Origin of the sequence: Mangrovivirga halotolerans (assembly GCF_026241165.1) — a bacterium.
Classification (GTDB): domain Bacteria; phylum Bacteroidota; class Bacteroidia; order Cytophagales; family Cyclobacteriaceae; genus Mangrovivirga; species Mangrovivirga halotolerans.
In genome coordinates this window covers 356,418-382,882 of sequence record NZ_JAPFQN010000005.1, presented here as the reverse complement: position 1 = coordinate 382,882, position 26,465 = coordinate 356,418, and the positions used below count along the sequence as shown (strand labels likewise).

The window sequence follows — 26,465 nt, the reverse complement described above, 5'->3', positions numbered from 1 at the left end:
TAGTTATAAATTCCCTTTTTTAAAGATAATTAATAACTATAAAAATCAAATAATAGGAAGAATTTATAGGCTTAATTACTGTTCATCCCCCTTTCCTGAAAACTTTTTAATTGCGGTCTTCTAATGGAAACATTTGAAACCATGGGTTAATAGCAAGAGTTTTCTGAGTTTAACTTATTACTTAAACTCATACTTTTTATCTAGTTCATATTCAATCTGTTCCAATGCTATGATGAATTCCCGGATAGTGTCTTCCTGTTGATCAATCTTTTCTTCTATTTTGCATGGTAAAACGTTGCTTTTAACATCATCATATTCATCTAAAGCTTTTCTTTCACCTCTGATGCATTCGCCTAAAATCAATAGATCATTCACTTCTTCCTTTGTGATTGAATCCAGGTTAATCCAGCCGTTTTGGGATTTTAACTCAGTACTACCTTCCATGATTTTTCCTATTGTTTTATTATCGAAAATATGCCCAATAGCAGCTAATGTGTATGCGAAATTTTTTCTTTGCCTTGCGTGTTGGTTAATTGCTTCTGCAAGCCGTTGATCTTTTACTTCTCTAGCAACTCTTAAATACCCTTGGTACACTGCAATATTTCTTTCTATTACCTCCGATAATTCTTTTTTATATGCTTTGGTTTCCATGGTTTTGGTGTGGGTTGATCAATATGATTAAAGAAAGAATAATGCCAATTATTATAAAAAGTCTGGCAACTATTAAATCTCATTTTTTGAGAATTATAAGCCAGTTCTCGAGTAAATATTTTCTCACTTATTTAAATTTTAAATGGTACTTTTTCTACAGTTGATGCTCCATGAATATCCAAAAGAAAAAGCCCTTGAAAAGGGCTTTAATTCCTGGTTTAATTTTTATTTGTGTTTAATGAAGACGATTTTCTATTCTTTCCAAATCTGATATACATTCGCGAATTGTTCTTTCCTGCTCATGTATCTTATTTTCAAGCTCATGAGGTAATCCATGGCTTGTTATATCCTCATACTCGTCGAGTGCGGATTTTTCTCCACGGATGCATTCTTCAACTATTTTCTCATCGTTGTCACTGGAAAATGCAGCTTTTATATCCATCCATGTTCTGTGTAAATTACCTTCAAAACTACCGTCTTGTATTTGCTTAACAGTTGGTTCATCATCATATACATGGGCTGTACTGGCGAGTTCATAAGCAAACTGTTTTCTTTGAGAAGCCTGTTGATGAAAAACAGATTCTAAATTCGGGTCTTTTACTTTTTCGGCTGCTTTTTCATAACCGCGGTATGCGTCGACATTCCTTTCAATCACATCCTTAATTTCACTTTCATAATTTGCTGTGTCCATAATAGTATACCTTTTTGGGTATATATAGTGAAAAAAAGATGCCAACCGAATTGATTAGTTAAGAGGCTGATACTTAAATTACTAGTGAGGAAAAGCTACTACTTTTGGTGGAATTTTTTCCTCGATTAGTCTAAATAAATCTCAATTGTATTTTAATATTTATGTGAGGAAATGACTTTATTATTAATTAAACCTCACTCCTATGATATAAAGCTATCCTATAGTATTGTCTATGGCTATTTATAAAAATAGCGAAGTTATATCTCAAGGTTACCCCAGGTATAACTTCGCCTTTATTAATTATTCAATCAAAATTAATTGCCAGGACTTATGCTAAAAGAACCATCACCATTAAAATCAATTAAAGTAATAGTTACTGTCCATTCACCAGGAGTTCCAGCAGCTGAAACTCCGGATCTTGAATCATCTCCTTGTCCAACTACTAGAGTTTCGTTTAAAACTTCTACTCCTTCAGCATCTTGAATGGTCAGATTAAAACTACCACCTTTTGCTGCAGTGATATCCATGTTAAAATCTACTGTTGAAAGTGAATTATTCCATGTGTACACTTCGGTAGTTGATCCTCCATCTCCAACTATATCACCGCCAATATCTGTACGGGTGTTTTCAATGTCAGTAGTTGTTTCGGTAAAGGTGACATGCGCATAAGGCTCATAATCATCTTTACATCCAACTGTTATTACCAATATAAATACAGTTGTAAGTACAAGTTTAAGAATATTTGAAGTGAAAATTTTCATCTTTTATTCTATTACAGTACCACTTGCTGCGTTAATTCTTACCGTCAAATCCTCAGAATTTGCATCCAATACCTCAAAAGTATAAACCCATGCATCTGCTGTTGCATCAAATTCAAGAGACCATCTAAGAACTTCTCCTGGCTGAGCAGTAATAGCCTCCAATGCTGCTGCTTTAGCCACAGAAAATAAGATCAATCCCATACCAGGGTTAACTTCGTAATCAAAAGGTCCGCTATCGCCTTCGATTTCTTTTAATGAACCGTCTTCCTGGAAATATTCAAATTCTAAAACTGCTCCTTCAGTAGTAACTACATCAATGTCATAGTAAAATTCATTGGTTGCTGTAGTATCGACATCGTTCGAGGTTACAGTACCTGAAGTTCCTGAAAGAGAGCTTAATGCTTTTGTTTCTGCTTGCTGATCATTGATTGGACCAACAACTTCTTCATCATCACCGCAGGCTACCATTGCTCCTGCAAAAAGAATAATCATAAAATAACCAAGTAATCTTCTCATAATCGTAAAAATTTAATTAATTAAAAAAATATGAAATACTTAAATCAATAAAATGCATTTTGAAATTATCCAGTGGATATTGAGGTGCTTCCTGAGCAGCGTCACTTGCTCCCAGTACTCCAAAGACCTCGTTGTTATTCATTGTATTATCATCAAATAACGCTGGCGAAGTGGTGTTGTACATGGATGATCCTGTAAGAGGTAGGTGATACCTGATATGAAGATCAAAATTGCTTCCTCCCAGATCGATAGTTTTCCCAACTCCCAGCAAAAAGTTTAATCTGCTTTTAGTAAATGAATCTAATTCGCCGATGATACCCTCCTGGTCTACAGCAGCACTACCGATGAATTCTGTTTCATTAGATTCAATTTCCGGAGTACCAAAAATGTTCCATTCGAAACCTGCATGGATTGATGGCTTCTCAGATCCTAACGAATAATGAAGGGTAACAGGAATAGCTATTCTTGAGGAACGTATTTTTGCCTCTGAAACTACTGTAGATTCAATATCAGCAAAATCAATATTGATATTACTTTGCTGATAATTGTAAGATAATTCACCGTTTAATGATAAGTTGGAGCTTAGCTCATAGGATGCCACTACCCCTAGCCCGATCATAATTCCCGGCTTATAATTAACATCCCATTGAGTGATCTCAATATCATTATTCATTTGGTACTCAAAGTTATCTTTAAGATTACTTGAGCTAATCCAGGATGTTCCAACATTGAATTTTGCTCCTAATTTAATCTGGCTATATCCTTGAAATGCCAGAAGAAATAATGCTGCTACAAAAAAAATTGTTCTGTTTATCATAATAAAAATTAAATTAAATAACTGTGGACTGTTTTTCTGAAGCGGGTAAAAAACACGATGTAGGTTTTTCATCTTCTTCAGCAAAAATATTTGGCTTTTGTACTTCTCTGATTATCATTTTCATAAGCTTAAAAAATCATCTATTGTGAAATAACTCTTCTAACCGGAAGACTAAATTTTTTCAAATACGACAGTGATTGTATCATCGTCGCCAGACTTTCTTAATTCAATCTTCGATTCGGTATATTCAATTACCTCCCACTCTCTGTTAAGGAGTCTCACAGGGTCGTCTGAATCGAAGTCTATTTCCAACTCAAGCACTCCGCTGTCACCATAACTTTCCCAGGATCCATTAAATGAATCAGTACCATTTGAAGCAGTTAAAACTTCATCTTCCGCAAAGTCAAACCACCAATTGTTGAATAATTCGGTCTGATCTGTTTCATCAAAGAAATATGTGATCACCCACTGACCTGACATTAATAAGGAATCTATTTCTGCAGTTTCTACATCATCATCATCAAAATCCATATCATCATCTTCATCACAGGTATCTTCTGAGTTTTCTATTAGTTCTTGCAGCTCGATATTATTATTTACCTGGGACGATGAACCATCAGCAAGAATTAGCGTGATTGGAAAACCAATGCTTACCAGGTAATCATCTTCCAGGTTCTCTATAAAAAGATGAAAATCTTTATCGTTCTCTATAGTTAAATTTTCCAGAAATTGATTTTGAGTATCATAAATAGTGAGTTCTACAGGATATTCAAAGTCTATACATTCAATGTCGTCATCAAATCCATCTTCGATGCAATCATCTATGAGATCCTCAAAAGCTTCTTCATTGGTTACGATAATTTCAGAATGATTACTTAAGATAACCGTTACAGGAAAAATGATATTTATACTATCCTCGTCATCATCATACTGATCAATTATTTTTTCAACTCGATCAAATCCTTCTTCATTATTAATAATGAGCTCCTCGCCATTTACGATAACTGTTACTGGTAATTCAAGAGAAACACAGCTTCCGCCGGTTATTATATTATCATCGGAACCATCATTATAGGTAACTTGCTTAATGATAATAGATGTTTCAGATCCTGAAGTGAAAGCTTCTTCCACAGAAGGGTTTTGAATTTCTGTATTCTCCTCCTGGCAACTATTTAATGTTACAGAGAGAATCAGGATGATATAGATAAATATTTTCTTCATATCTTTTTGCCGTGTGATAATAAAACCGATGACCTGCCAGAACTCCTACCTCAAAAAGAAAAAAAAATTAAATTTCTGTTTAACATGTATATTGGCTTACTTTAATGGACTAAACATTTGTAAGAATTCTGTTTATGAATATTGATCTCTACGATAATGTCTGTAAAGAAGAACTTTTTAAAGAAGTGTTCAATCAGCATTCAAATGATCTGTATAAATTTCTATATTATAAATATGGGGAGGAAAATAATCCCCATGATTTAGTTCAGGAAGCATTTTTAAAATTGTGGGATAACTGTAAAAAGGTAACACCAGATAAAGCGAGGTCTTTTCTTTTTACTGTTGCTAATAATCAAATGCTAAATGAAATATCTAAACAAAAGACACGGATCAATTATTCCAAGGAAGACCATAAGACTCATTCTGATGAATCGCCGGAGTACGTTTATCGGGAAAATGAGTACATGGAGCAATTGAAGAAGGCATTGGAAGAACTTTCAGAAGAACAGCGAGTGACATTTTTATTGAACCGGGTAGAAGGGAAAAAGCATCAGGAAATAGCTGATATGCTGGGTATTTCCCGAAAGGCTGTGGAGAAAAGAATATATACCGCCTTGCGCATTTTGAGAGAAAAAGTAGAAGGTTTGTAAAAAAAATGAAATTTCCGGTAGGAAAAATAACATCTCACCGGTTGTATTAATGCATAACAATCTGAAATCATGTCAGAAAAATATATAGAAAAATGGCTTAATGGCGAATTAAGTGAACAGGAAAAACAGGAGTTTGAGAACAGCCCTGAGTTTGAATCTCTTAAAAAACTGACTTCTTCTATTGAAAAGTTTAAGGCTCCGGAATTAGATAAAGAAAAAGAATGGGAACGAATTAAGGCGACCATTTATGATAATTCTAATGAAAAGAGTAAGAAATCGGTTCAATGGTTCCCGACATTTATTAAGGTTGCTGCAGCAATAGCAATTATAGCCACAGCGTACATTTATTTTTTCACTAACAATATTACCACAATCTCAACTTCTGTTGCAGAAAAGAAAACTGTGGTTTTACCAGATTCTTCCATTGTAATTCTTAATTCGCTGTCGAGTATCACTTATGATGATAGTAATTGGGATAACCAGAGAGAAGTGAAAATGGAAGGCGAAGCCCTGTTTACGGTGAAAAAAGGTTCTAAATTTGAAGTAAAATCTTCTTCAGGAACTATAAAAGTGCTGGGAACAGAGTTTAATGTCAGAGAAAGAGGCTCTCTTTTTGAAGTGATCTGTTACGAAGGATTAGTTCAGGTTAACAAAGGAAATGAAGAGGTTCGACTAACGTCAAATAAAATATTCAGTTCGCTGGCTGGTAAATCTTCAGTAAAGGAAAAAGCTACTGGTATAACGCCACATTTAGCTTCAAATGAAAGTGCATTTTATAGTGTCCCTTTTAAAGAGGTTTTGAATGAATTTGAAAGACAGTACCAAGTTGACATTTCATCAAAAAATATTGACCTTCAACGGGATTTTACGGGTAAATTCACTCATACAGACATTGATCTGGCTCTCAAGTCTATTACAGTCCCATTAGATCTTTCATATAAAATAAATGGTGGAAAGGTCATTCTTTCTAAAAAATGATCAAAAAAGTAGGATATATTTTCCTGGTATGGTTTTTTGCTTTTGACGCTTATGCACAGGAAGCAGATCAAAAAATCCTGCTGGAAGAAATTCTCTTCAATGTTGAAAAAAAACATGATGTATCCTTTACCTATATTGATGAAAATGTAAGAGGTATCCGATTATTAAAGCCCTCGGATAATCTTAGCCTGAAAGAAACTTTAGATTACCTGGAACTAAATACTGATCTGAAATTTAAAATATTAAATGATCGGTTTATTGCAATTACAAAAATCAAGTCATCAAAGTCACAGGAAATTTGTGGCTATGTAAAAGATTTTTTTTCGAAAGATGGTGTCGAGAATGTCCTGGTACGCAGTGGGGGTAATTATGTAGTAACTAATGAAAATGGTTTCTTTGAAATAGCTGGAATCTCCAGGGATAGTCTGATCACCTTTTCATTAATGGGATACGAAACCGCCCGGAAGAAAACTTCCTTGTTAATGCAAGTTGATTGCCCGGATGTTTTTATTCGTCCGACAGTTATTTCTCTTCCTGAAATTGTTATTAGCAATTACCTGACAGTCGGAATTAATAAAAAAGCAGACGGCTCGTTTGTAGTGGATACTGAGGAACTTGGCACCCTGCCAGGTTTGATTGATCCGGATGTATTACAGATTGCACAGGCATTGCCGGGGGTACAAAGTATTGATGAATCTGTTTCTGATATTAATGTACGGGGTGGGACGAATGATCAAAACCTGGTTAGATGGAACGGTATCCGGATGTATCAAACCGGACATTTTTTTGGACTTATCTCTGCATTTAATCCGTATTTGACAGATAAGATTACCATTATAAAAAATGGGACAAGTGCTTTCTATGGAAGTGGTGTGTCAAGCACCATATTAATAGAAAGTGAGGATGAAATCACAGAGGAGTTTTCCGGTGCTGCAGGGATAAATATGATCAGTGCCGATATGTATCTGAAAATACCTCTGACAACAAATTCATCAATACAAGTATCTTCAAGGAGGTCAACTACTGATTTGATCGCCACACCAACTTACAATGAATATTTCAACAGGGTATTTTTAAATACAGAAATAACTGATCCGGCCAATCAAGTAAACACCGTCCTGGCCTCCAATGAAAATTTCTACTTTTATGATATCAGTGCCAGGTATCTTCATGATTTTGAAAACAGGGATAAATTAAGGATCAGCTTTTTGACTGTTTACAATGACCTGGAATATTTAGAAAATGCCGTTGTTAATAATAACATTGAATCGAGAACAAGTACCCTGCAACAACAAAATATAGCTGCAGGAATAGCTTTCAGCCACTTCTGGTCTGATAAAGTTAAAACGAATACAAACCTGTACTTATCTTCGTATAATTTATCTTCCCTGAATTTTGATATTCTTAAAGAGCAACGACTCGATCAGGGAAATGAAGTATTGGATCTAGGCTTATCGATAAATACTCAATGGCTGGTATCAGACCTAATTGATTTTTCTGCAGGGTATCAACTAAATGAAATAGGAATTACTAATTATGATGAAATAAATAATCCGTCTTTTTCCAGATCTGTGAAAGAAGTCGGATTAATACATTCCGTTTTTTTAGAAGGATACTATGTATCTAGCAATGATAAAACCTTTGTTATAACCGGTTTAAGAATGAATCATTATAATAAAGTTAACCAGCTTACCATTGAACCGAGATTATCAATAAATCAAAAGATATCGAATTATTTTAGCCTTGAAATACTGGGAGAAATAAAGAGTCAAACCACTGCTCAGGTTATTGATTTTGAAAACGATTTTCTGGGTGTTGAAAAAAGAAGGTGGATTCTTTCTAATGGTGAGGATGTTCCTTTAGCAACCAGTAAGCAGGGATCTGTAGGTTTTAATTATAACAAAAAAGGATTCTTAATAAACCTTGAAGCTTATCATAAGTTTGTTGAAGGCATCACCTCATCAAGTCAGGGATTCCAAAATCAATTTCAATTTATAAGGGAGGAAGGACAATATACATCTGCTGGCTTTGATGTGTTGGTTAATAAAAAATTCGGAGGAAAATTTAATTCCTGGTTAAGTTATTCCTATTCAGAAAACACATATAAATTTAATGAATTCGTGCCTTCGGAGTTTCCTTCTAATCTTGATATCCGTCATATATTTAAATTTGGAAGTAGTTATGCAACAGAGCGATTTGAAGCATCAATAGGATTAAACTGGAGAACAGGAAAGCCCTATACTCCTGCCCTGTTAGCATTAGATCAATTAAGAATTATTTACGGAGAACCAAATAGTTTGTACTTGGGAAATTATTTCAGAGTTGATGCATCTTTAAAATATAATTTCGAAGTCAATAAGCGTGTAAAAGGTGAATTGGGGACATCATTTTGGAATATCACAAACAATAAGAATATATTAAATACTTATTACCGTGTAAATAGTGAAGATGAATTACAACTGGTTGAAGAATTTGCACTGGGATTTACTCCGAATGTCATGCTCCGATTAAGTTTTTAAAAACTTCACGAGCTATTATTCAGAATAAAAGGAATTTTCAAAAAAAAACTATGCTGATCGGACAAATCAACGTTTTAATTGATCTTTTTAATCAATACATCAAAGTGCTTTTTATTCTCAAGTTCCTGGAGTGATGGCTTCCCTCCCATCGGCCAGATAATAATTCCATCCTTGGTATGAGATTGATTTTTATTAGTCACTTTTACCAGGACATCTTTAAAGGCTTTAGTTAAATCTCCGTTAATTGTGATCTGTCCTTTTGCTAATTTAGATTCATCGAATAGTTTCCAGTCAAGATCGTTATCGATCTTAACTAATGGTTTGCTCTTATTCATAACTCTCTAGTTGATAGTGCATTAAATATAATTAATTAATTTTTAATAAATATCATGTTGAGAGCTTTTCTATTACCAAGAATAATTTTATCTGGGATCTATATTCTTATTTATTCATTTGTTTTTTTCCGTAGGAGAAGGAATGTTATAAAAAACACAGCTCAAATGAACTGTGTTTCTTTGAATATTAGATTTCTTATTTTGATCGGGTGTTTAAATAATTAATTATGCTCCAATAGGCTTGTCGTAATATTTCTTTTTGAACCTGAAAGCAACGTTAACAAGTGCTATTAGTGCAGGTACCTCTACCAATGGACCAATCACTCCAGCGAATGCCTGCCCACTATTTAAACCGAAAACAGCAATGGCCACAGCGATTGCCAATTCGAAATTATTTCCAGCAGCGGTGAAGGCGATAGCAGCATTTTCATCATACTTCGCTCCCATTGCCTTACTTACAAAAAAGCCAATGACGAACATTAATACAAAGTAAATAAGCAAAGGAACAGCGATCTTAAAGACATCCATTGGAATCTCCACGATTAACTCCCCTTTTAAGCTGAACATTAAAACGATTGTGGCAAGTAAGGCAATCAAGGTTATTGGGGAAATTTTAGGTATAAAAACAGAATTATACCATTCTTCTCCTTTTAATTTAACCAGGATCACTCTGCTAAGTATTCCTGCTAAAAATGGAATTCCCAGATAAATCATCACACTTTCAGCAATCGTAGCAATTGAAATATCAATGACCGCTGAGTCAAAACCAAAATATGGAGGTAAAATTGTGATGAAAATCCAGGCGTAAAAACTATAAGCAAATACCTGGAAAATACTATTCAAGGCTACTAATCCGGCTCCGTATTCTTTAGATCCTTCTGCCAGGTCATTCCATACTAATACCATAGCAATGCAGCGAGCCAAACCAATTAATATTACACCGGTCATATATTCCGGACTGTCATGAAGAAATATTAATGCTAATGCAAACATTAATACTGGTCCGATAATCCAGTTTAATATTAGTGATATAGATAATATTTTGATGTTTTTAAATACTTTAGGCAGTAATTTATAGTTTACCTTAGCCAAAGGTGGATACATCATTAATATAAGTCCTATAGCTAATGGTATGTTAGTTGTGCCACTGCTCATAGAATTAACATGATCAGCAAATCCGGGAAAAAAATAACCTAATCCCACTCCGATCAACATTGCTGAAATGATCCATGTTGTAAGGTTTTTGTCTAAGAAATTCAGCTTCTTTTTAGCCATTGTATTTAATTAAAAAAGTTGAACAGGATTTTCCTCTACTCTTGAAAAAATATAAACCATTTCGAGAGCGATCTGATCTGACCGCTCGGAATAAACTTGATTTTGACTATCGGTTCCATCTGAAACTTTAGGATCGTCATAAGTTAAAGCAATTCTGCAGGTAGTTCCCGGGATGAACGGGCAGTCATTTTCTGCTGAACTACAAGTCATAATTGCTGCAAACTCTTCATCAGGGTTATATTCATCATCGTAAGTTTTACTAAAACACCTGATCGGTGGTTTGTCATCAGAATAATAAAGTTCATACATTTCTGGTTCATCATCTCCTTCAGGTATATGATCAACTACGAAACCTTTTTCTTTTAGTGCTTTCACAGCAGCGGGGTTAAATTCGGTCACCTCTGTACCTCCTGAAAAACAGGGAACACGGTTTTCCATATTTCTGTAGGCTGCTGCTGCATTAGCCCACACCTGTGACATTTGACTACGACGACTATTATGTGTACAAACAAATAGCAGCTTAGGTTTCATTCCGGCTGTTTCGGTATGATTTATATAAGCTGCTACTTTGTTTAATGTTTTTTTTCTGTCTTCGCTGATCTCATCAAATCTTGACTGCAGATTAGTGATGTAATCATTGAGTATTTTATACATAGAGAATGTTATTTTTAATAATTAACAGCATCCTGAACCCGGTTCACAATAATCAGAATTTTTTTCTCTGACGTCTTTAACAGTCAGATCAGCCAGATTCTTTTTAGGCTTCTTCCCTCCTTTTTCACCGTAGACCGTTATACTATAGATACCCATAGATTTATTAAAGGTTTCAATATTTTCGACGGAAAGATACTTTTCTAAAATGTCTTTTGGAATATTTATGGGTTTTTGTTTTTGGATCTTAATGTTTTTGAACCCTGCTTTCTTTATGAAATGCAAATACTCTTCTTTTTTAATGGCTCCTGACACACATCCGGCATACATTTCTGCATCTTGTTTTAATTCTTCAGGAAGATCTCCTTCCAGAACAATATCAGAAATACTGAAATGTCCTGTATCTTTCAATACTCTGAATATTTCTTTAAATACCTTTTCTTTATCAGGTACCAGATTAAGAACACAATTGCTTACAATAACATCTGCCATGTTATCCGATACTGGCATATCCTCAATATCACCCTGCCTGAACTCTACATTATTAAAATTAAGTTTTTCAGCATTCTGGCGAGCTTTAGCGATCATCTTTTCTGTAAAGTCGATCCCTAAAACCTTTCCCTTTTCTCCTGTTTCATGTCTTGCAACAAAACAATCATTACCAGCTCCTGATCCCAGATCGATTACAGTATCTCCCTTTTGGATCAAAGCAAATTTAGTTGGCAGGCCGCATCCAAGTCCCAGATCAGCATCCTGATTATATCCTCCGACTTCAGAATAATCATCCGTCATGATATTATAGACTTCTTGTGAGACATCCGTTGCACCGCAGCAGGAAGCTGCATTCAATAATTGGTCTTTATCAGCAATCTCACTGTATTTCTTTCTGACTATGTTCTTTATTTCTTCGGGGGTTTTCATCTTTTATATTGTTTAGCAACACTGGTTATTTTCAAAATATTTATTAAAGAAACCTGATAAAGTTTCGCTTACTTCTTTCCACTTATCCGGATTGATGCAATAATTCATTGAACTTCCCTCAACGGTTCCCTGAATAATCCCGGCAAATTTTAGCTCTTTAAGATGTTGGCTAATCGATGCCTGAGCCATTCCAAGCTCTTTTACCAGGTCGCTATTAATACATGCATTTACCTTTAGCATATGCTCTATAATGGCGATACGCGCCGGGTGTGCAAATACTTTAAGTGTATTTGCCAGCTCATTTTGTTTTTCAGTAAAGAGATCCGTTCGAGTTATTCCCATAAGTAAATAATTATATAACAATATTACGATGTGATGATGAGTAATGTTGCCAAACCGATCTTTTTCTTTAAGATTATTTTGAGTTGTCAGTGTTATAATGGAATTAATTATGCTTATTTGTTGCCCGAATTATTCTGCATGCAGAATAAAATATTAATTATTAAACAATAACTAGCTCATTATGAATTTGAAAAACTTATTTACATGTGCTCTATTATCAGTACTAATGCTTACTGGTATCTCCAATGCTAACGCCCAGGATGTATATGTACGTGTTGGTGGTGGTTACACGTTTAAAAGTGGAAGCAGTCCGTATAATAACACTGATCCTCTTGGATTACTGAACTCAGATATTGAACCTTCTATTGGTTTGTCAAGCAATGGAATGGAAACAAATATTGAATCTTTAAATGGAACATTAGGTGTTGGATTTAAAGGATTTATAGCAGTTGGATACATGTTTAATGATAATATCGGAGTTGATTTCGGTATTAATTATTTCCATGGTGAAAAGACTGAAACAGGATATTTCCAAACCCCTTTAGAAGATTCCAGAACTCATTCCTATGTACGAGGAGTCGATATTGTGCCAGCGCTTGTTCTTTCATTAGGTAAAGAAGGATTAAATCCATATTCAAGACTTGGATTGATCATTCCGGTTGCTGGTAAAATGAAAGCTGAAGGTACTAATCTAGATATAGATGATCAGAGATTAACTGAACTTGAAGGTGAGATTAATCCACAATTTTCTGTAGGATTTTCCGGAGTATTTGGTGTGAGTTATCCTGTAAGTGATAAAATGAAAGTATTTGTTGAGACAGAAATTAAAGCACTAAGCTTAAAGAGTAAGGATGCTTCGGTAACAAGTTACAAAGTGACCGATTTAGATTCTGACCAGGTAATACTAAGTTTAGATAATTTACCTACTGGTGCTAAAGAATATGTTTTTGAAGATGTTGCTCCTAATCCTGAAGAGCAAATTGAAAACGAACCAAATACACCGACAGTATTGCCTACTCAAAAAGTTAATGCTTCTGGTTTTGGTTTCAATGCAGGAATAATCTTTAATTTATAAAATATTTCATAAAAAAAGGCCTGCCAGAAATGGCAAGCCTTTTTTTAAGACTTTTATATTAATTATTAGTCGTGAACTTCTTCATGGACTTCTTCTTCCATTTCAGCTTCCATGTTTTCCCAACCTCTTTCAATGTCATTTAACATTTCTTGAGTTCCCTTTTTAAATTCTTGCCATTCTTCTTCTGTGGCATTTTCAAGGTCTTCAAGGGATTGGTTGATCTGAGCTCTTTCGTCTCTAAGCTCAGCTAGTTCCTCTTCTATATCAGCCTCTGCTTCAGCTGAAGCATTTTCAATTTCAGCTTCCATGTGTTCTATTCTCCGATCAATTTTATTACCCATTTCCTGGAGATTGTTTCTCAATTCATTTCTTTCTTCATCAAATTCAGCCTCCGCTGCGCTTACAGCTTCTTCTGTTTCTTGTTCGACATTTTCACTAGTGTCTGTGTTTCCATTGCATCCCATAAGTAGCATACCTGAGATACATAGCATTGACATTGTTCTTAATAGTAACATAGTGCTATTCAGTTAGATTATAATTGTTGTTTTTGTTTCTTAGTTGCTTAAGAAAGCACTCCACATCCAGTGATCTTTCTCAAGATCAGCAACGAATGATTTTAACATATCTTCTAATGCTGAGTCCCCTGCTTCTATGGCCGCATCAATTGCGTTATACATGAAGCCATCAAGGATTTCCATATCTTTTTTGATCTCCATTACCATATCATGGGCTTTAAGATCAGTCCCTGTCTCTTTTATTTCACTCATTTCAAGAAATTCTTTCATGGTAGAAACAGGAGTTTCACCATAGACTCTTACCCTCTCAGCAATTTCGTCGATGTTTTCTTTTGCCTTATCATATTGAGCTTCAAACTTTTCATGAATATCAAAGAAATCTCCTCCTTTAACATTCCAATGATAATTTCTCAACTTTTGATAATGTACATGATAATTTGCTGAAAGTATGTTTAATGCTTTTACTAATGGTTTAACATCAGCTTCTTTAAATCCTAGTTTTTTATATTCTTTAGTTCTTGTAGTTTCCATGCCAATATAGTAGCAAAAAATATGACAAAAGCCTTAGAGCTTATTCTAAGGCTTTTTTTTAAATCTTTTTTCTATTAATGTGGAATATGTTCTACGAAAATGTGTAGAACATATGACGCTTATTAGACATGGGATTGAGCATGCTTTTTTCTTACTTCTCTTAACTTATCTTTTCTTTTGTGTCTAAGGTAGTCAATGGAATATTTTCCAGAACCGATAAATAGAAAAATAAGAAGAAGAACTAAAGTTATAAGACTAACTTCAAACGCACTATTGCTTACTAATAGATCGTTTTTAAGCGAACTATTAACCAGAAATACAGCTCCAAGAAGAATTGGTATCTGGATTAATGCCATAAATCTTGTATAAAGACCAAAGGCAAGTAAAGGACCTCCTAAAAGGTGTGCAAAGACTATGTAGTGCGCTATAGTCACTCCTGCAAAGCTTAGATCCAGGCTGTTAGTAAGATGCTGTAGCTGATCTATATTAGCCATAAAATGAAAGCCTTTGTAGGTAATGAAAATACCTAGTAATGCACGAATAAAAGAAAGCCAGGATGGACGGTGGTCATCTGCCCATCGCTCGAGATTTTGTAGTGTAGTCATGGCAGATTGGTTTTAATTTTCTACCAATATATACGTTATTGATTTTCAAAGGTTAAGCTATCAAAGAAGTGCTATTTGATATTCGCGCTTTATAAGCAATAAGCTTTTTGCCAAACTTTTTCTTATATGCCTTTTTTACATCGTTGATCATTTCTTCCACATTGCTCATTTTGACAAGTGCAATTACACAACCACCAAAACCAGTGCCCATCAGCCTGGCACCTTTTATATTTTCATAATTTTTACTTTTTTCAACCAGAAAATCCAGCTCAGGACAGCTTACTTTGTATTTATCTCTTAATCCTTCGTGCGATTCATACATTTTTCTACCGAAAGAATCCCAATCTTTTCTTCTGACATCTCTGGCGGCATCTTCTACCCTTTTTATCTCTTCTACTATAAAAGATGTTTTTTCATACAGCGGAGGATACATTTTGTTTTTTATCTTATCCAATGCCTCTGGAGTCAGGTCTCTAAGTGTTTTAACCTGTGGAATATACTTTTGGACTGTCTCCACCGCATCCTCACAAGCTTGCCTTCGCGCATTGTATTCAGAACTATTAAGATCCAGCTTGATCTGTGTATCGAAAAGCACAAATCTGAAAGAAGACATTTCCAATTCCAAATGCTCGTGATATAAGTTTTTGCAGTCCAGATAAATAATATGGTTTGCAACGCTAAATAGATTAGCAAACTGGTCCATATAAGTTCTATTCAATCCCATAAAGTCTTTATCTGCTTTATGGGTAATAGACAGGTGGTCTCTCTTACTTAATCCAAGTTCAAAAATTCTATCCAGGCCAAATGACAAACCACATTCTAGTGCAGTACTGGAAGACAGCCCGGCACATGCCGGCAGGTCACCACCAAAAACAAGGTCAAAACCACCAATCTTTTCTCCGTTTCTTTTAAATTGATCTATCACTCCTAATAGAAAATTAGCCCACTCTTTGTCCTGGCTTTTTTCTATTTTATTTATATTGAATGTAATACGTTCATTTCGATCAGCTGCGAGGATATTTACCTCATCAGTATTATTCTTTCCAATGCCAAAAGTGATTCCAAAATCTATAGCAGCAGGCATTACCAGTCCTGCATTATAATCAGTATGGTCTCCTAATAAATTGATTCTTCCAGGAGAATATAAAAAAGTAGCTTTTGATTCAAATTGCTGGTAATATAAATTTCTTATTCTGGATAGATCTGCCATTATTTTCTGTCAGTTAAAAAGAACACTAATATAATTTAGACAATGCAATAAAAAAAGGGTGACGATTGATCGTCACCCTTTTTTTTATAATTCAAGCAAATTATTGCATGCTATCAATTTTGTTTTGAATTTCTTCAGCTTTTTCATTCTCACCTATTCTCACATAGATAGTCTTCAATGTTTCGAGAGTAGTAAGTTCTTCTGGATTTAATTCGATTACTTTTTCAAAATAAGGAGCAGCCTTTTGGAATTCCTCTTTAGCCTGGGCTTCTACTTTAGCACCTTCTTTTTGATAAGTTTTGATATCCATTTTATTTGCCTCATTGAGTAAAGCAACAGCATCATTATAGTATAAAACCCCTGCATTATAATATCCTTCAGTAAACTCAGGATTTACTTCCACAGCTTTTTCATAAGAAGCAACTGCTTTCTCTTTTTCACCTTCCTTGTCATAGATATCACCTAATACATAATGCAGTATGTAATTGTCTGGCTCTTTTTCGATTGCCTTAATCAAACTTGCTTTAGCTTCTTCGGTTTTACCCATTTTCTTGTAAACATCAATCTGAGTTTTCAGAAGGTCAAGATTTTCCGGGTATTGCTCAAGCCCTTTATTAATAACAGCCATTGCAGCTTCGTTATCTTCTTTATTGGTCATATTTATATTAGCAGCATAAATAAAAACATCAGGTTGAGCATGTCCTGTCTCGATTAAAGATTTATATGCTTCTAGAGCCTCGTCAAATTTCTGGCTGTTTTGAGCCGCATAACCTGAATAAAGAAGAGCTAATGTATCACCAGGATTAATGATTTCAGCCGTTGAAAAATTTATATAGGCAGAATCATAATTATTTGATTCGAAATTTTTAATTCCTTTATTAATGTAGTTGCCATAAAGTCCTTGAATCTTTTGTTGCGCAACAAAATACGTTGGGCTATTATCTTTTTCTAATTCAAAAACTTTATTATATGATTCAAGAGCTTCTTCGAAAGCAGGGCTCGTCATACCGCCTTCTGAATCAGCTATTGCCATGTAAACCTCTCCTCTGGTAAACCAGGCTTTACCATCATCCATGGTTTTTTCATGTTTTACAGCTTCATTAATCAACGTCTTTGCTTCTTCCAGATTTCCATCCTCTAAAGCAGACTCAGCTTTTCTGATGTTTTTTCCTTGTGCAAATCCTAATACAGATATTAGAATTAAAGAAATTGAGAATATTACTTTTTTCATCACGTTTATTTTTATTCTTTTTCTTTTAAAGTTTAAAGTTATTTATCAATCTTCTGAGTTATCATTTTCTTCAGAAGAATCCTCTTCTTCATTGTTTTCTTTGCCTGTTTCTTCAGACTCATTTACTACCTCAGCGTCTTCGACTTCATCTTCTTCTCCTTCGATATGCTCGATTTTTTCTACAGAAGAGATTTCATCATTTTCATTTAGTCTGATAAGCTTCACTCCTTGTGTAGCACGACCCATAACGCGAAGATCTTCAACAGCAAGTCTGATTGTAATACCAGACTTATTAATGATCATTAAGTCATCAGTATCGATTACTTCTTTTATAGCTACCAGTGAACCGGTCTTTTCTGTTACATTTAAGGTTTTCACACCTTTACCACCTCGTTTGGTGATACGATATTCATCGATCGAAGAACGCTTACCGTAACCCTTTTCTGAAACTACAAGTAAGTTGCTATCAGGTCTATTTACACAAACCATGCCAACTACGTGATCATTAGTTTTAGAATCAAGAGTAATAGCCTTCACACCGGCAGCTGTTCTACCCATGCTACGAACATTACTTTCATGGAAATGAATTGCTCTTCCACTTTGTGATGCAATGATTATATGATCATCACCACTGGTCATTTTTACTTCCAGTAATCTATCGCCTTCATTAACAGTGATCGCATTGATACCGTTTTGTCTCGGTCTGGAATAAGCCTCCAATGCCGTCTTTTTAATCATTCCTCTTTCTGTACAGAAGATCAGGAATTGATTATTTATATAATCTTCGTCTGTTAATGTTTTAGCATTAATTACCGCTCTAACTGAATCTTCAGGAGAAATCTGTATCAGGTTTTGGATCGCCCGGCCTCTGGAATTCTTACTTCCTTCAGGGATTTCGTAAACTTTAACCCAGAAAACTTTTCCTTCTTTAGTGAAGATCAATAAATAATTGTGAGTACTTGCTATAAACAAATGCTCTGTAAAATCTTCATCTTTAGAAATTGCACCTCTGGAGCCAACTCCTCCCCTGCTTTGAGTTCGATACTCTGTCAAAGGAGTTCGTTTTATATATCCTTGATGAGAAATAGTGATGACCATTTCTTCATCAGGAATCATGTCTTCTACAGTAAGATCTCCTGCAGCATGGATGATTTCAGTTCTTCTTTCATCACCATAACGTTCCTTAAGACCTAAAGCTTCTTCCTTGATGAGCTCCATTCTTTTTTCTTCACTGGCAAGTAAGGTCTGCAATTCTTTAATTGTTTCCATTACTTCTTTGTACTCAGCTTCTAATTTCTCTCTTTCAAGACCTGTCAGACGCTGAAGTCTCATCTCAAGAATCGCTTTTGCCTGGATATCCGAAAGTTCAAATCTTTCGATCAGTTTTCCTTTAGCAATTTCAGGATCTCTTGAGCCTCTGATAATCTCAATGATTTCATCGATGTTATCAAGAGCGATCAGATATCCTTCAAGGATATGAGCTCTTCTCTCAGCCTCTTTGAGTTCGTACTCTGCCCTTCTTATAACAACTTCATGTCTGTGTTCGACATAATATTTTATAAGCTCTTTAAGATTAAGGGTATGAGGACGTCCTTTAACCAGAGCAACATTGTTAATACCAAAGCTGCTTTGAAGCTGAGTATATTTATAAAGATTATTTAATACTATGTTTGGAATAGCATCTTTCTTGAGATCATAAACGATTCTCAGGCCATTTCTGTCTGATTCGTCCCTGATGTCAGCAATACCTTCGATTTTCTTATCATTGACCAGTTGAGCGGTCTTTTCAATCATTGAAGCCTTGTTGACCATGTAAGGGATCTCAGTAACAATTACCTGTTCCCTGCCGGTTTTAGAAGTTTCAAATGTAGCCTTGGCTCTCATTATCACTCTTCCTCTACCGGTTTCATAGGCATTCATTACCCCCTGATAACCGTAAATAAGTCCACCTGTTGGGAAATCCGGAGCAGTAATATGCTGCATCAGTTCGCTTATTTCAATATCGTTGTTATCGATATAAGCACAAACCCCATCTATTACTTCTGATATGTTGTGTGGAGCCATGTTTGTGGCCATTCCCACCGCAATACCAGAAGCACCATTTAAAAGAAGATTAGGTAATTTTGCCGGAAGAACGATCGGTTCTTTTAATGAATCATCGAAGTTCGGCGCAAAGTCTACTGTGTCCTTGTTCAGGTCATTGAGTAGTTCTTCCGAAATTCTTTTAAGACGTGCCTCCGTATAACGCATTGCTGCCGGTGAATCGCCGTCAATTGATCCAAAGTTTCCTTGTCCATCGACTAGTGGATATCTTAGTGACCATGGTTGAGCCATTCGGACCATGGTGTCATAAACAGAAGAATCTCCGTGAGGGTGATATTTACCAAGTACCTCACCGACAATTCTGGCTGACTTTTTATAAGATTTATTATATGTAACTCCTAATTCCTGCATTCCAAAGAGTACCCTTCTGTGTACCGGCTTGAGGCCGTCTCTTACATCGGGTAGTGCACGGCTGATGATTACCGACATCGAATAATCGATGTAGGCACCACGCATTTCCTCTTCAATGGTTACAGGTATGATTTGCTCATTAGCACCTTCTGCCATAAATATTACAATTCAATGCTTTTAAAACTGTTGCGCAAGATAAGTAAAATATTCATTAAATGATACCTATTTAATCATTATGAGTAATGAATTATGTCCTTGCCACGCTTAATGAAAACTAACCTCTTAATTATCAGTTTTTTTGCAGTCTTTTTTTGTTCTTTTTCTTTAATCTGGTCGGCTTTCTATGGTTTTGCCCGTAGTTAGGATTCTGGTATTTATAGAAAGGATGGCGATTACTTCTGTACTCCACACCATTCAGAATGTGGTTGATCTGCACATGATCTGCCTTCATTGGGGATTTTTTCAATTCAGGTATTCGATAACTAATGCCAATAGTGGTATATAAACCGTGCTGATTTACTCTTATGTCATTCCCGTTAATCGCCATTTTATAACTTTTAAAGTCGATCTGTGGTCTTAAGATCACTTTAAAATATTCTGACAAATTACGCTCTATGTTAAATCCTACATTGACGAAGAATTTCCCCTTGGCATAGTTTTTATCTATTATTTTGCCTCTGTTGAGTATTCCTAAGCGTAAACTTGCAGCCCATGTATAATCCAGAAATTCTTTGAAAGCATATTCTCCTGAAATATAAAATCTTTTATAAAAGCTTGATTTCTTTTCCGATTCATAAAGCCACATGTCGTCATCAGAAAATTTAGGGCTCATTTTAGGGAAGAAATGTAAACCAAGATCAGCTCCCAGTCCTAACCGTAACCTTTTCCAATTATAATGAAGTGTGATTGACATTGGTATGGCACTTCCTACTCCACGGTATTTAAGGTCGGCAGTATCGCCTGAAACTGTTTGGTTTGCAGTTCCACCAAAAGTTGGTGTAGTCATCCATGTTCCGATTGCTCCGACTGTGTCTTCCGGGCTCGTGGAAGTGATAAACGGGCCCTCTGATGAAGCAGATAAAGAATAATCGTCAAGAGGATTTTTATAAATATCAACTCCATATCCTAAAGAATAACCAAAAGAAAATTTGCTGATGAATTTTCTGAATCCGGTAGCACTACTCTTAATTTCGTCTTTGCTATATTTTCTATACAGTTGTGCCTCTGGTGGCTCATTAGCAGACACCGAATCAACCTGACCATATAAAACGGTAGATGCAGTTATAGCAAACAGAAAAATGATTAATACTTTATTTGGCATGCCTGGCATTTACTTAATTAACCCCGAAAAGTTGCAATTTATTTTATTCTTTTAACTTATAAGTATTTAAAAATAGTTTTACCGGATGCAGGTAAGATAATCCTGTTTTTTCAAGTATATATTTAACTTTTCCAAGCTCTTTTTTACTTATTTCCCTTTCATCCGCTATCGATTCTCCTTCATTTAGAAAAAATGTTTCTATAACTAACGCTAAATCATGAGGAGAATTGTTAAAAGATTCAATTACGTCTGTTGATTTACTGTCGACTTTAGACTCATTGACATTTTTATCAATTATATATTTTAGGTGATTATAAAATTTATCTTCCCATTTATCAAATGAGTCTAATAAATATTTAATTGCATGAGCAACAGGGTCTGACTGTAGAAAATATTTGCCTTTTGAAAGCTTTCTGGCTTTTGTGTTTATGGATAATTCCTCAAAAATATTAACATCATGATAAGATTTTGCAATGGCTAAAGATGGAGTAATATAAACCAAAGAAAGGAAGTCATGAGTACTAATGTCCAACATTGGAGCAACATCTTCTTTAAAAGAGGCTCTTAAGTCTTTGGTTTTATCCTTAATATCCGTGTCTTTTAAAACACTATTGATATGGCTTTCGTCAAGCATTAATAATATACTTTTTATTGATTCAGTGGCAAAATAATTATTTCATTACAGAATAAAAAAAAGGGAACGAAAATGTTCCCTTTCAAATGTTCTTAAAAATAAATATTTAGTTAGAAGAAGTTGGTTCAGCAGCTTCTTCTGTATTCTGTGCGTTTTGGATATTAGCAAAAATAGCTTCGTATTCTGCTTTTACAGCATCATCACTTTTTACAGCGGCTTTAACAGCTTTGTATTTTTTACCTCTGTCGCCCATCATCTTAGTTGCAAGAATCTGGTTTACAGTTTTGATTGCATCAATTCTATCCGATTTTTCTTTTTCAATTACTTCGATGAACTTAATTTCAAAATCTTTAGCTCCGATTTCAGCTAATTTTGCGTCATCACCGTAAGCACCAGCTAATTCTTTGTATCTTTTTCCATCGATACCTTCCTGGTTTTTGATCATGTCATTGATGACATCGCTTATCTCAGCTTTCATCTGATCAACAGTAACATTTAAAAGTGCATATTGGTAAAGATCCTCTGTTGTTACTTCGTCATCCTGAGCAACTGCACCAAAGCTAAAAAATAACATTAGCATTCCAACCGATAAGAAAGTTCTTAAATTCATAATATTTAACAGTTAATTAATTTTTACAAGTCTTAAATTTACGCATATTTTTTTGCGAATATAAAGGAAAAGTAAGTTTAAATAGTTAAAAAACACAAAATGCAGTATACAAAGGTATATTATCTGGGTACATGTGATACCTGCAAAAGAATTTTTGATGATTTGAGCCTTGACAGGAGTTTAAATAATTTTATCGATTTGAAAAAACAAATGCCTGAGAAGGTAGAAATATTAAGTTGGTTTGATAAATCCGAACTAGATCCGATTGCTTTTATTAATAAGCGATCAAGACAACTTAAAGGAAAAGACCTGGATTATAGCAAAATGAATAAAAGTGAAATTGTCGACCTGCTTCTATCTCACTATTCTATTATTGCACGACCGGTCTTTGTATTTGAAGATGACGTTGTCCCCGGGAATTCTAAAAAGTCAGTAGAAAAGGTCAGGGAAAAATTATCCAGCTAAAAAAAATAATTCAGAGTATTTGCCTGATTACTCCTCTGCATGAACCGCTCTTAAGGATTCATTGAATTTCTTTAAATAGTTTAATTTGCAAACTTCACTAATGTTAGTTGGAGAAGTTTTTGGCAAAGTAAAACTTTTGTTATTCCATACTTTAGGTTTATACATGGCTATTCCCTTTTTAATTAAACTCACCTATTAGACCCGCACACTCTGAAAAAGGTTGCAATTGATTAAAAAAAAGTCTCGCCTGAGGAAGGCGAGACTAATCTATCAACCAAAACCAATCTGTTGTTGGTAGTAAGGCACCACCCTTACTTCTGCAATGATAGTACGAATTTGAATGCTATAAAAATCTTTGGATAAGAATTTGCGCTTGATGTAATAAAAATGATGATTTTACAATTATATGTGACTTAAAATCTGAAAAATACCTTATTGTATTGGTTTAGTCCAATTTGTTAACCATCAATATTTAAGGAGACAGAAAGGTTAACGATCCTACCCGGAAGGTTTTCGGGAACTCCTATATATGATCGGTCTACCTGTTGAACCCATTGATAATTTATCGTGTTTTGTCTTCCAAAAAGATTAATTATCTCCAGCATTACCTGCCATGTTTTTTTATCAGTATCAGATTTACTGTAAAACTCTTTTCCAATTCCAACGTCCGTTCTTATGAAATAATCACCAGTGAAAGCCTGTGTTGCAAATGGATCTCCAGGGGGGCGAAATGGTAATCCAGTAGTAAAATTTCCTTTTACTGCAATCTTGAATGATTTATCAAATGGCATATGGTCTTCAAGATAAAATGCCATATTAAAACGCTGATCAGTAGCTCTGCGTTTATAATCACCCTCTGAACCTTCAGGCCTTTCTCGTGTGCTTAAAATACTTAAACTGAGCCAGGATTCTGTGCCAGGAATAAACTCACCACTAATCCTGCTTTCAATACCCGTAGAAAATCCCTCACTGATCCTGTCAGCATCATATAATAACCGTATATCATCTATTACAAATGGGGTTAATCTTGGGAGATGTTTGTAGAAAATCTCGTTTTTAAGTTTAAAAAGTTTTTCACCAATAATTAGGCGATGGTTTGATCCAAAAATAAAATGCCAGGATTCCTGTGCAATTACATTCGTTCCAATGGCTCCTTCGGGGTTAAAATATGCTCTGTAAGAAGGAGGTTGAATATAACGTCCAGTATTAAAAAAAAGACTGGTGTTGTTGTTTAAACTATATGAAAACTGAGCCCTGGGCATTAAAAAAAAATCTTTTCCAAAATTCCAATATAGACCACGTAAGCCAAAAGTATAGGATAGTTTTCCTGAACCAGACCTAAAGTCGGTATAAATAGCAGTTTTGGAATCATCAATGGTCACATCATTTACTATTGTGTTGATGTTGTTTACATACCCTGCTGAATCGAGGAATGAATATTCACTTGTGTTGCCCTTATAATTTTCCTTTTTAAAGGAGGCTCCGAATTTAATAAAGAGGTTATTCTTACTGTAAAGATGATTTGTAGTGAATCTAACTTTATCGTATATGAGTTTATTCCTGGCATATTCAAATTCTGTTCCAAGGCCCCTGATGGCTGTACACTGATTAAATGAGCTGCTTACCGGGTTATTATCGATATCACATAATCTGTACCCACTTTCCAGATTAATAAGTTCCTGTTCTCCTGAATATTGTCCTTCTGCAGTCAGGTCGTGATACCAATTATCTTTGCTAAGTGACATTCGGTATCCCAGACCTGCAGAAGAAGCCTCATATTCTGATTTTCCATCAAATGCCACATCAAATCGAACCGGATTATTGAATGTTCCAAATTCTACTTGTTTCTGTTCAGGAACTGATTCGAAACTATTATTGTATACATATGGAAAAAGTGTAATCCTGAAAATGTTATCCTCAGATTTCCATTTATAATCTATTGATGTTTGCCAGTCTATGCTATTTGCTGTGAAATCCCCGGTTGTTCCAAATCCATTTAAAACAGGTGTATTGTTTTTATATCTGAACCCGGATCGAATCCCAAATTTATCTTTGATTATCTCCCGGCTTACAGCTCCTGAAAACCCAAGTAATGAAATATCTCCTTTTATGAATTCAGATTCAAAAGGATCATATCTGGCAATTAATAAACTACTTAATTTATCACCATACCGTGCATTCCAGCCTCCAGTACTAAAATCTACTTGTGAGAGAAGCTGTTGGTTTATTACTCCAAGTCCTTCCTGCTGTCCCTGCCTTGTGATTTGTGGTCTGACAATTTCAAAGTCATTTACGAAAATCAGGTTTTCGTCAAAGTTCCCGCCTCTTACTGCGTATTGATTAGAAAGATCATTATTAACTATAACCCCGGGAATAGTTTGCAAAAACTGACTGAATGATTGGTTAATCATTGTGAATTGGCTACCAGCAGTTGTTGAAAGCTTTTCTAAAGACTGGTCATCTCTTTCCTTTTCTGCTCTTAATTCAAATTCCTCTAATTCCTTATTTTTTACATTCAGATAAACAACAGGATCCGGAACCGAAGAAAAATAGTAAGGTTCTATAAGAAGATGTTTTAAATAAACCGTATTACCAGATTTAAACCAATTTTTTTTAACCTCAATAAAGCCTTCTTCATCAGAAATTGCCAGGGGCGCATCATTAACTATCAGAACTGCCCCGGAAATTGGAAGACTGTCCTCTTTTAATAATAATTTTATGACCAGGCGTTCATCCTGTCCAAATGCTGAACTAGTAATTATCAGTAAAAAATATAATAATATGCCTGATTTTAAGTTCAAGAAACGAGGGAATTGTTAATTGATTTTAAATTTTTAATAGTGTCTTCGGGATTTTTAGAATTGAAAACAAAGGATCCTGCCACCAACACATCGGCTCCCGCTTTTATTAATTTTGGTGCATTATCCAGGTTTACTCCCCCGTCTATTTCGATTAGAGCATTACTGTTTGATTTTTTTATCAGGCTGGCTAATTTTTCAATTTTATCATAGGTGTTTTCTATAAATTTTTGTCCCCCAAAACCAGGGTTTACAGACATAACACATACCAGGTCAATATCCTGAATTACGTCTTCAAGTACGCTTACAGGAGTATGAGGATTTAAAGCTACTCCGGCTTTACATCCTAGTTCTTTAATTTGACCAATCGTTCTATGAAGGTGAGTGCACGCTTCATAATGAACTGTCAATGTTTCTGCACCGGCATTTTTAAAATCTTCGAGATACTTTTCGGGTTCAACTATCATCAGGTGCACGTCAAGGGGTTTTTGAGCGTGCTTATTTATAGCTGCAGTAACAGGTATTCCGAACGAGATATTCGGGACAAATCTACCATCCATGATGTCAATATGGAACCAGTCTGCTTCACTTCTATTTAGCATATTAGATTCAGACTCGAGGTTAGCAAAGTCTGATGCAAGTATTGATGGGGCTATTATTGTATTTTTCATTTTACAAAGATAAGGTA

General features: G+C 35.0%; 28 protein-coding genes. 5 read left to right on the top strand and 23 right to left on the bottom strand.

Translation table 11 applies throughout. The annotated features are described in order from the left end of the window. Positions 1-177: 177 nt before the first annotated feature. The 6 genes from OO013_RS09545 to OO013_RS09520 all read right to left on the bottom strand — a co-directional run bounded on the left by OO013_RS09545 (position 178) and on the right by OO013_RS09520 (position 4,657). Positions 178-651 carry a DUF2383 domain-containing protein gene (locus OO013_RS09545; protein WP_266056575.1) on the bottom strand — a complete coding sequence of 158 codons (474 nt, stop codon included), beginning with the start codon at positions 649-651 and terminating at the stop codon, positions 178-180. A 235-nt stretch (positions 652-886) separates the two neighbouring features. Beyond that, positions 887-1,342, bottom strand: a complete 456-nt coding sequence (locus tag OO013_RS09540; protein ID WP_266056574.1) for a ferritin-like domain-containing protein — start codon at positions 1,340-1,342, stop codon at positions 887-889. A gap of 314 nt (positions 1,343-1,656) precedes the next feature. Beyond that, positions 1,657-2,103, bottom strand: a complete 447-nt coding sequence (locus OO013_RS09535; protein ID WP_266056573.1) for a hypothetical protein — start codon at positions 2,101-2,103, stop codon at positions 1,657-1,659. 3 nt (positions 2,104-2,106) lie between these two features. Next, positions 2,107-2,619, bottom strand: a complete 513-nt coding sequence (locus OO013_RS09530) for a PepSY domain-containing protein (protein ID WP_266056572.1) — start codon at positions 2,617-2,619, stop codon at positions 2,107-2,109. 16 nt (positions 2,620-2,635) lie between these two features. Beyond that, entirely contained in the window at positions 2,636-3,436 is an 801-nt protein-coding gene (locus OO013_RS09525) for an outer membrane beta-barrel protein (protein WP_266056571.1), read from the bottom strand. 171 nt (positions 3,437-3,607) lie between these two features. Then, positions 3,608-4,657: a hypothetical protein gene (locus tag OO013_RS09520; protein ID WP_266056570.1), complete on the bottom strand. Its 1,050-nt coding sequence runs from the start codon at positions 4,655-4,657 to the stop codon at positions 3,608-3,610. 134 nt (positions 4,658-4,791) lie between these two features. Here OO013_RS09520 and OO013_RS09515 point away from each other — a divergent pair, with 134 nt between their 5' ends. The 3 genes from OO013_RS09515 to OO013_RS09505 all read left to right on the top strand — a co-directional run bounded on the left by OO013_RS09515 (position 4,792) and on the right by OO013_RS09505 (position 8,804). Then, positions 4,792-5,307, top strand: coding sequence for an RNA polymerase sigma factor (locus tag OO013_RS09515; RefSeq protein ID WP_266056569.1), 516 nt, complete (start codon positions 4,792-4,794; stop codon positions 5,305-5,307). 69 nt (positions 5,308-5,376) lie between these two features. Then, positions 5,377-6,285, top strand: a complete 909-nt coding sequence (locus tag OO013_RS09510) for a FecR family protein (RefSeq protein ID WP_266056568.1) — start codon at positions 5,377-5,379, stop codon at positions 6,283-6,285. After that, positions 6,282-8,804: a TonB-dependent receptor gene (locus OO013_RS09505; RefSeq protein WP_266056567.1), complete on the top strand. Its 2,523-nt coding sequence runs from the start codon at positions 6,282-6,284 to the stop codon at positions 8,802-8,804. Before OO013_RS09510 ends, OO013_RS09505 begins: the two co-directional genes overlap by 4 nt. Before the next feature lie 74 nt (positions 8,805-8,878). On the opposite strand, the gene OO013_RS09500 is transcribed toward OO013_RS09505, so the two are convergent. From OO013_RS09500 to OO013_RS09480, 5 genes are all read right to left on the bottom strand, one after another. After that, positions 8,879-9,139 (bottom strand): hypothetical protein, encoded by a 261-nt coding sequence (locus OO013_RS09500; protein ID WP_266056566.1) that lies wholly within the window; start codon positions 9,137-9,139, stop codon positions 8,879-8,881. Positions 9,140-9,364: 225 nt separating this feature from the next. Continuing rightward, entirely contained in the window at positions 9,365-10,414 is a 1,050-nt protein-coding gene (gene arsB, locus OO013_RS09495; RefSeq protein ID WP_266056565.1) for an ACR3 family arsenite efflux transporter, read from the bottom strand. A 9-nt stretch (positions 10,415-10,423) separates the two neighbouring features. Continuing rightward, complete coding sequence (locus OO013_RS09490; RefSeq protein ID WP_266056564.1) at positions 10,424-11,068, bottom strand: arsenate reductase/protein-tyrosine-phosphatase family protein; 645 nt, start codon at positions 11,066-11,068, stop codon at positions 10,424-10,426. Between the two features lie 21 nt (positions 11,069-11,089). Then, a complete protein-coding gene (locus OO013_RS09485) occupies positions 11,090-11,986 on the bottom strand; it encodes an arsenite methyltransferase (protein WP_266056563.1) in 897 nt (298 codons plus the stop codon). A 12-nt stretch (positions 11,987-11,998) separates the two neighbouring features. After that, complete coding sequence (locus tag OO013_RS09480) at positions 11,999-12,328, bottom strand: ArsR/SmtB family transcription factor (protein ID WP_266056562.1); 330 nt, start codon at positions 12,326-12,328, stop codon at positions 11,999-12,001. A 181-nt stretch (positions 12,329-12,509) separates the two neighbouring features. Between OO013_RS09480 and OO013_RS09475 the strand changes: the two genes are divergently transcribed. Next, positions 12,510-13,403, top strand: coding sequence for an outer membrane beta-barrel protein (locus OO013_RS09475; protein WP_266056561.1), 894 nt, complete (start codon positions 12,510-12,512; stop codon positions 13,401-13,403). A 65-nt stretch (positions 13,404-13,468) separates the two neighbouring features. On the opposite strand, the gene OO013_RS09470 is transcribed toward OO013_RS09475, so the two are convergent. The 9 genes from OO013_RS09470 to OO013_RS09430 all read right to left on the bottom strand — a co-directional run bounded on the left by OO013_RS09470 (position 13,469) and on the right by OO013_RS09430 (position 22,514). Beyond that, positions 13,469-13,918: a sll1863 family stress response protein gene (locus OO013_RS09470; protein ID WP_266056560.1), complete on the bottom strand. Its 450-nt coding sequence runs from the start codon at positions 13,916-13,918 to the stop codon at positions 13,469-13,471. A 39-nt stretch (positions 13,919-13,957) separates the two neighbouring features. After that, positions 13,958-14,449 carry a Dps family protein gene (locus tag OO013_RS09465; RefSeq protein ID WP_266056559.1) on the bottom strand — a complete coding sequence of 164 codons (492 nt, stop codon included), beginning with the start codon at positions 14,447-14,449 and terminating at the stop codon, positions 13,958-13,960. A gap of 122 nt (positions 14,450-14,571) precedes the next feature. Beyond that, on the bottom strand, positions 14,572-15,054 hold the full coding sequence (locus OO013_RS09460) for a DoxX family protein (RefSeq protein ID WP_266056558.1): 483 nt from the start codon (positions 15,052-15,054) through the stop codon (positions 14,572-14,574). Between the two features lie 52 nt (positions 15,055-15,106). Beyond that, complete coding sequence (galK, locus tag OO013_RS09455) at positions 15,107-16,264, bottom strand: galactokinase (RefSeq protein ID WP_266056557.1); 1,158 nt, start codon at positions 16,262-16,264, stop codon at positions 15,107-15,109. Between the two features lie 100 nt (positions 16,265-16,364). Further along, positions 16,365-17,495 (bottom strand): tetratricopeptide repeat protein, encoded by a 1,131-nt coding sequence (locus OO013_RS09450; RefSeq protein WP_266056556.1) that lies wholly within the window; start codon positions 17,493-17,495, stop codon positions 16,365-16,367. A gap of 45 nt (positions 17,496-17,540) precedes the next feature. Continuing rightward, positions 17,541-20,105 (bottom strand): DNA gyrase subunit A, encoded by a 2,565-nt coding sequence (gene gyrA, locus OO013_RS09445; protein WP_266056555.1) that lies wholly within the window; start codon positions 20,103-20,105, stop codon positions 17,541-17,543. Between the two features lie 133 nt (positions 20,106-20,238). Next, the gene (locus OO013_RS09440; RefSeq protein ID WP_266056554.1) at positions 20,239-21,270 is read right to left on the bottom strand and encodes a hypothetical protein; all 1,032 of its coding nucleotides are present in this window, start codon (positions 21,268-21,270) and stop codon (positions 20,239-20,241) included. A 43-nt stretch (positions 21,271-21,313) separates the two neighbouring features. Further along, complete coding sequence (locus OO013_RS09435) at positions 21,314-21,904, bottom strand: hypothetical protein (RefSeq protein WP_266056553.1); 591 nt, start codon at positions 21,902-21,904, stop codon at positions 21,314-21,316. Between the two features lie 106 nt (positions 21,905-22,010). After that, a complete protein-coding gene (locus OO013_RS09430; RefSeq protein WP_266056552.1) occupies positions 22,011-22,514 on the bottom strand; it encodes a hypothetical protein in 504 nt (167 codons plus the stop codon). Positions 22,515-22,613: 99 nt separating this feature from the next. On the opposite strand from OO013_RS09430, the gene OO013_RS09425 reads away from it, so the two are divergent. Beyond that, positions 22,614-22,979 (top strand): arsenate reductase family protein, encoded by a 366-nt coding sequence (locus OO013_RS09425; RefSeq protein ID WP_266056551.1) that lies wholly within the window; start codon positions 22,614-22,616, stop codon positions 22,977-22,979. A gap of 27 nt (positions 22,980-23,006) precedes the next feature. Here the strand turns inward: OO013_RS09425 and OO013_RS09420 are convergent, their stop codons facing one another. From OO013_RS09420 to rpe, 3 genes are all read right to left on the bottom strand, one after another. Beyond that, positions 23,007-23,144: a hypothetical protein gene (locus OO013_RS09420; RefSeq protein ID WP_266056550.1), complete on the bottom strand. Its 138-nt coding sequence runs from the start codon at positions 23,142-23,144 to the stop codon at positions 23,007-23,009. 293 nt (positions 23,145-23,437) lie between these two features. Continuing rightward, complete coding sequence (locus OO013_RS09415; protein ID WP_266056549.1) at positions 23,438-25,780, bottom strand: TonB-dependent receptor plug domain-containing protein; 2,343 nt, start codon at positions 25,778-25,780, stop codon at positions 23,438-23,440. Beyond that, positions 25,777-26,448, bottom strand: coding sequence for a ribulose-phosphate 3-epimerase (gene rpe / locus OO013_RS09410; protein ID WP_266056548.1), 672 nt, complete (start codon positions 26,446-26,448; stop codon positions 25,777-25,779). The genes OO013_RS09415 and rpe overlap by 4 nt, the downstream gene beginning before the upstream one ends. Positions 26,449-26,465 lie beyond the last annotated feature (17 nt).

What these genes read in the sequence shown, in the direction of transcription:
- OO013_RS09545 (WP_266056575.1), bottom strand. Translation starts at nt 651, where the DNA reads ATGGAAACCAAAGCATATAAAAAAGAATTATCGGAGGTAATAGAAAGA.
- OO013_RS09540 (WP_266056574.1), bottom strand. Translation starts at nt 1,342, where the DNA reads ATGGACACAGCAAATTATGAAAGTGAAATTAAGGATGTGATTGAAAGG.
- OO013_RS09535 (WP_266056573.1), bottom strand. Translation starts at nt 2,103, where the DNA reads ATGAAAATTTTCACTTCAAATATTCTTAAACTTGTACTTACAACTGTA.
- OO013_RS09530 (WP_266056572.1), bottom strand. Translation starts at nt 2,619, where the DNA reads ATGAGAAGATTACTTGGTTATTTTATGATTATTCTTTTTGCAGGAGCA.
- OO013_RS09525 (WP_266056571.1), bottom strand. Translation starts at nt 3,436, where the DNA reads ATGATAAACAGAACAATTTTTTTTGTAGCAGCATTATTTCTTCTGGCA.
- OO013_RS09520 (WP_266056570.1), bottom strand. Translation starts at nt 4,657, where the DNA reads ATGAAGAAAATATTTATCTATATCATCCTGATTCTCTCTGTAACATTA.
- OO013_RS09515 (WP_266056569.1), top strand. Translation starts at nt 4,792, where the DNA reads ATGAATATTGATCTCTACGATAATGTCTGTAAAGAAGAACTTTTTAAA.
- OO013_RS09510 (WP_266056568.1), top strand. Translation starts at nt 5,377, where the DNA reads ATGTCAGAAAAATATATAGAAAAATGGCTTAATGGCGAATTAAGTGAA.
- OO013_RS09505 (WP_266056567.1), top strand. Translation starts at nt 6,282, where the DNA reads ATGATCAAAAAAGTAGGATATATTTTCCTGGTATGGTTTTTTGCTTTT.
- OO013_RS09500 (WP_266056566.1), bottom strand. Translation starts at nt 9,139, where the DNA reads ATGAATAAGAGCAAACCATTAGTTAAGATCGATAACGATCTTGACTGG.
- arsB (WP_266056565.1), bottom strand. Translation starts at nt 10,414, where the DNA reads ATGGCTAAAAAGAAGCTGAATTTCTTAGACAAAAACCTTACAACATGG.
- OO013_RS09490 (WP_266056564.1), bottom strand. Translation starts at nt 11,068, where the DNA reads ATGTATAAAATACTCAATGATTACATCACTAATCTGCAGTCAAGATTT.
- OO013_RS09485 (WP_266056563.1), bottom strand. Translation starts at nt 11,986, where the DNA reads ATGAAAACCCCCGAAGAAATAAAGAACATAGTCAGAAAGAAATACAGT.
- OO013_RS09480 (WP_266056562.1), bottom strand. Translation starts at nt 12,328, where the DNA reads ATGGGAATAACTCGAACGGATCTCTTTACTGAAAAACAAAATGAGCTG.
- OO013_RS09475 (WP_266056561.1), top strand. Translation starts at nt 12,510, where the DNA reads ATGAATTTGAAAAACTTATTTACATGTGCTCTATTATCAGTACTAATG.
- OO013_RS09470 (WP_266056560.1), bottom strand. Translation starts at nt 13,918, where the DNA reads ATGTTACTATTAAGAACAATGTCAATGCTATGTATCTCAGGTATGCTA.
- OO013_RS09465 (WP_266056559.1), bottom strand. Translation starts at nt 14,449, where the DNA reads ATGGAAACTACAAGAACTAAAGAATATAAAAAACTAGGATTTAAAGAA.
- OO013_RS09460 (WP_266056558.1), bottom strand. Translation starts at nt 15,054, where the DNA reads ATGACTACACTACAAAATCTCGAGCGATGGGCAGATGACCACCGTCCA.
- galK (WP_266056557.1), bottom strand. Translation starts at nt 16,264, where the DNA reads ATGGCAGATCTATCCAGAATAAGAAATTTATATTACCAGCAATTTGAA.
- OO013_RS09450 (WP_266056556.1), bottom strand. Translation starts at nt 17,495, where the DNA reads ATGAAAAAAGTAATATTCTCAATTTCTTTAATTCTAATATCTGTATTA.
- gyrA (WP_266056555.1), bottom strand. Translation starts at nt 20,105, where the DNA reads ATGGCAGAAGGTGCTAATGAGCAAATCATACCTGTAACCATTGAAGAG.
- OO013_RS09440 (WP_266056554.1), bottom strand. Translation starts at nt 21,270, where the DNA reads ATGCCAAATAAAGTATTAATCATTTTTCTGTTTGCTATAACTGCATCT.
- OO013_RS09435 (WP_266056553.1), bottom strand. Translation starts at nt 21,904, where the DNA reads ATGCTTGACGAAAGCCATATCAATAGTGTTTTAAAAGACACGGATATT.
- OO013_RS09430 (WP_266056552.1), bottom strand. Translation starts at nt 22,514, where the DNA reads ATGAATTTAAGAACTTTCTTATCGGTTGGAATGCTAATGTTATTTTTT.
- OO013_RS09425 (WP_266056551.1), top strand. Translation starts at nt 22,614, where the DNA reads ATGCAGTATACAAAGGTATATTATCTGGGTACATGTGATACCTGCAAA.
- OO013_RS09420 (WP_266056550.1), bottom strand. Translation starts at nt 23,144, where the DNA reads ATGTATAAACCTAAAGTATGGAATAACAAAAGTTTTACTTTGCCAAAA.
- rpe (WP_266056548.1), bottom strand. Translation starts at nt 26,448, where the DNA reads ATGAAAAATACAATAATAGCCCCATCAATACTTGCATCAGACTTTGCT.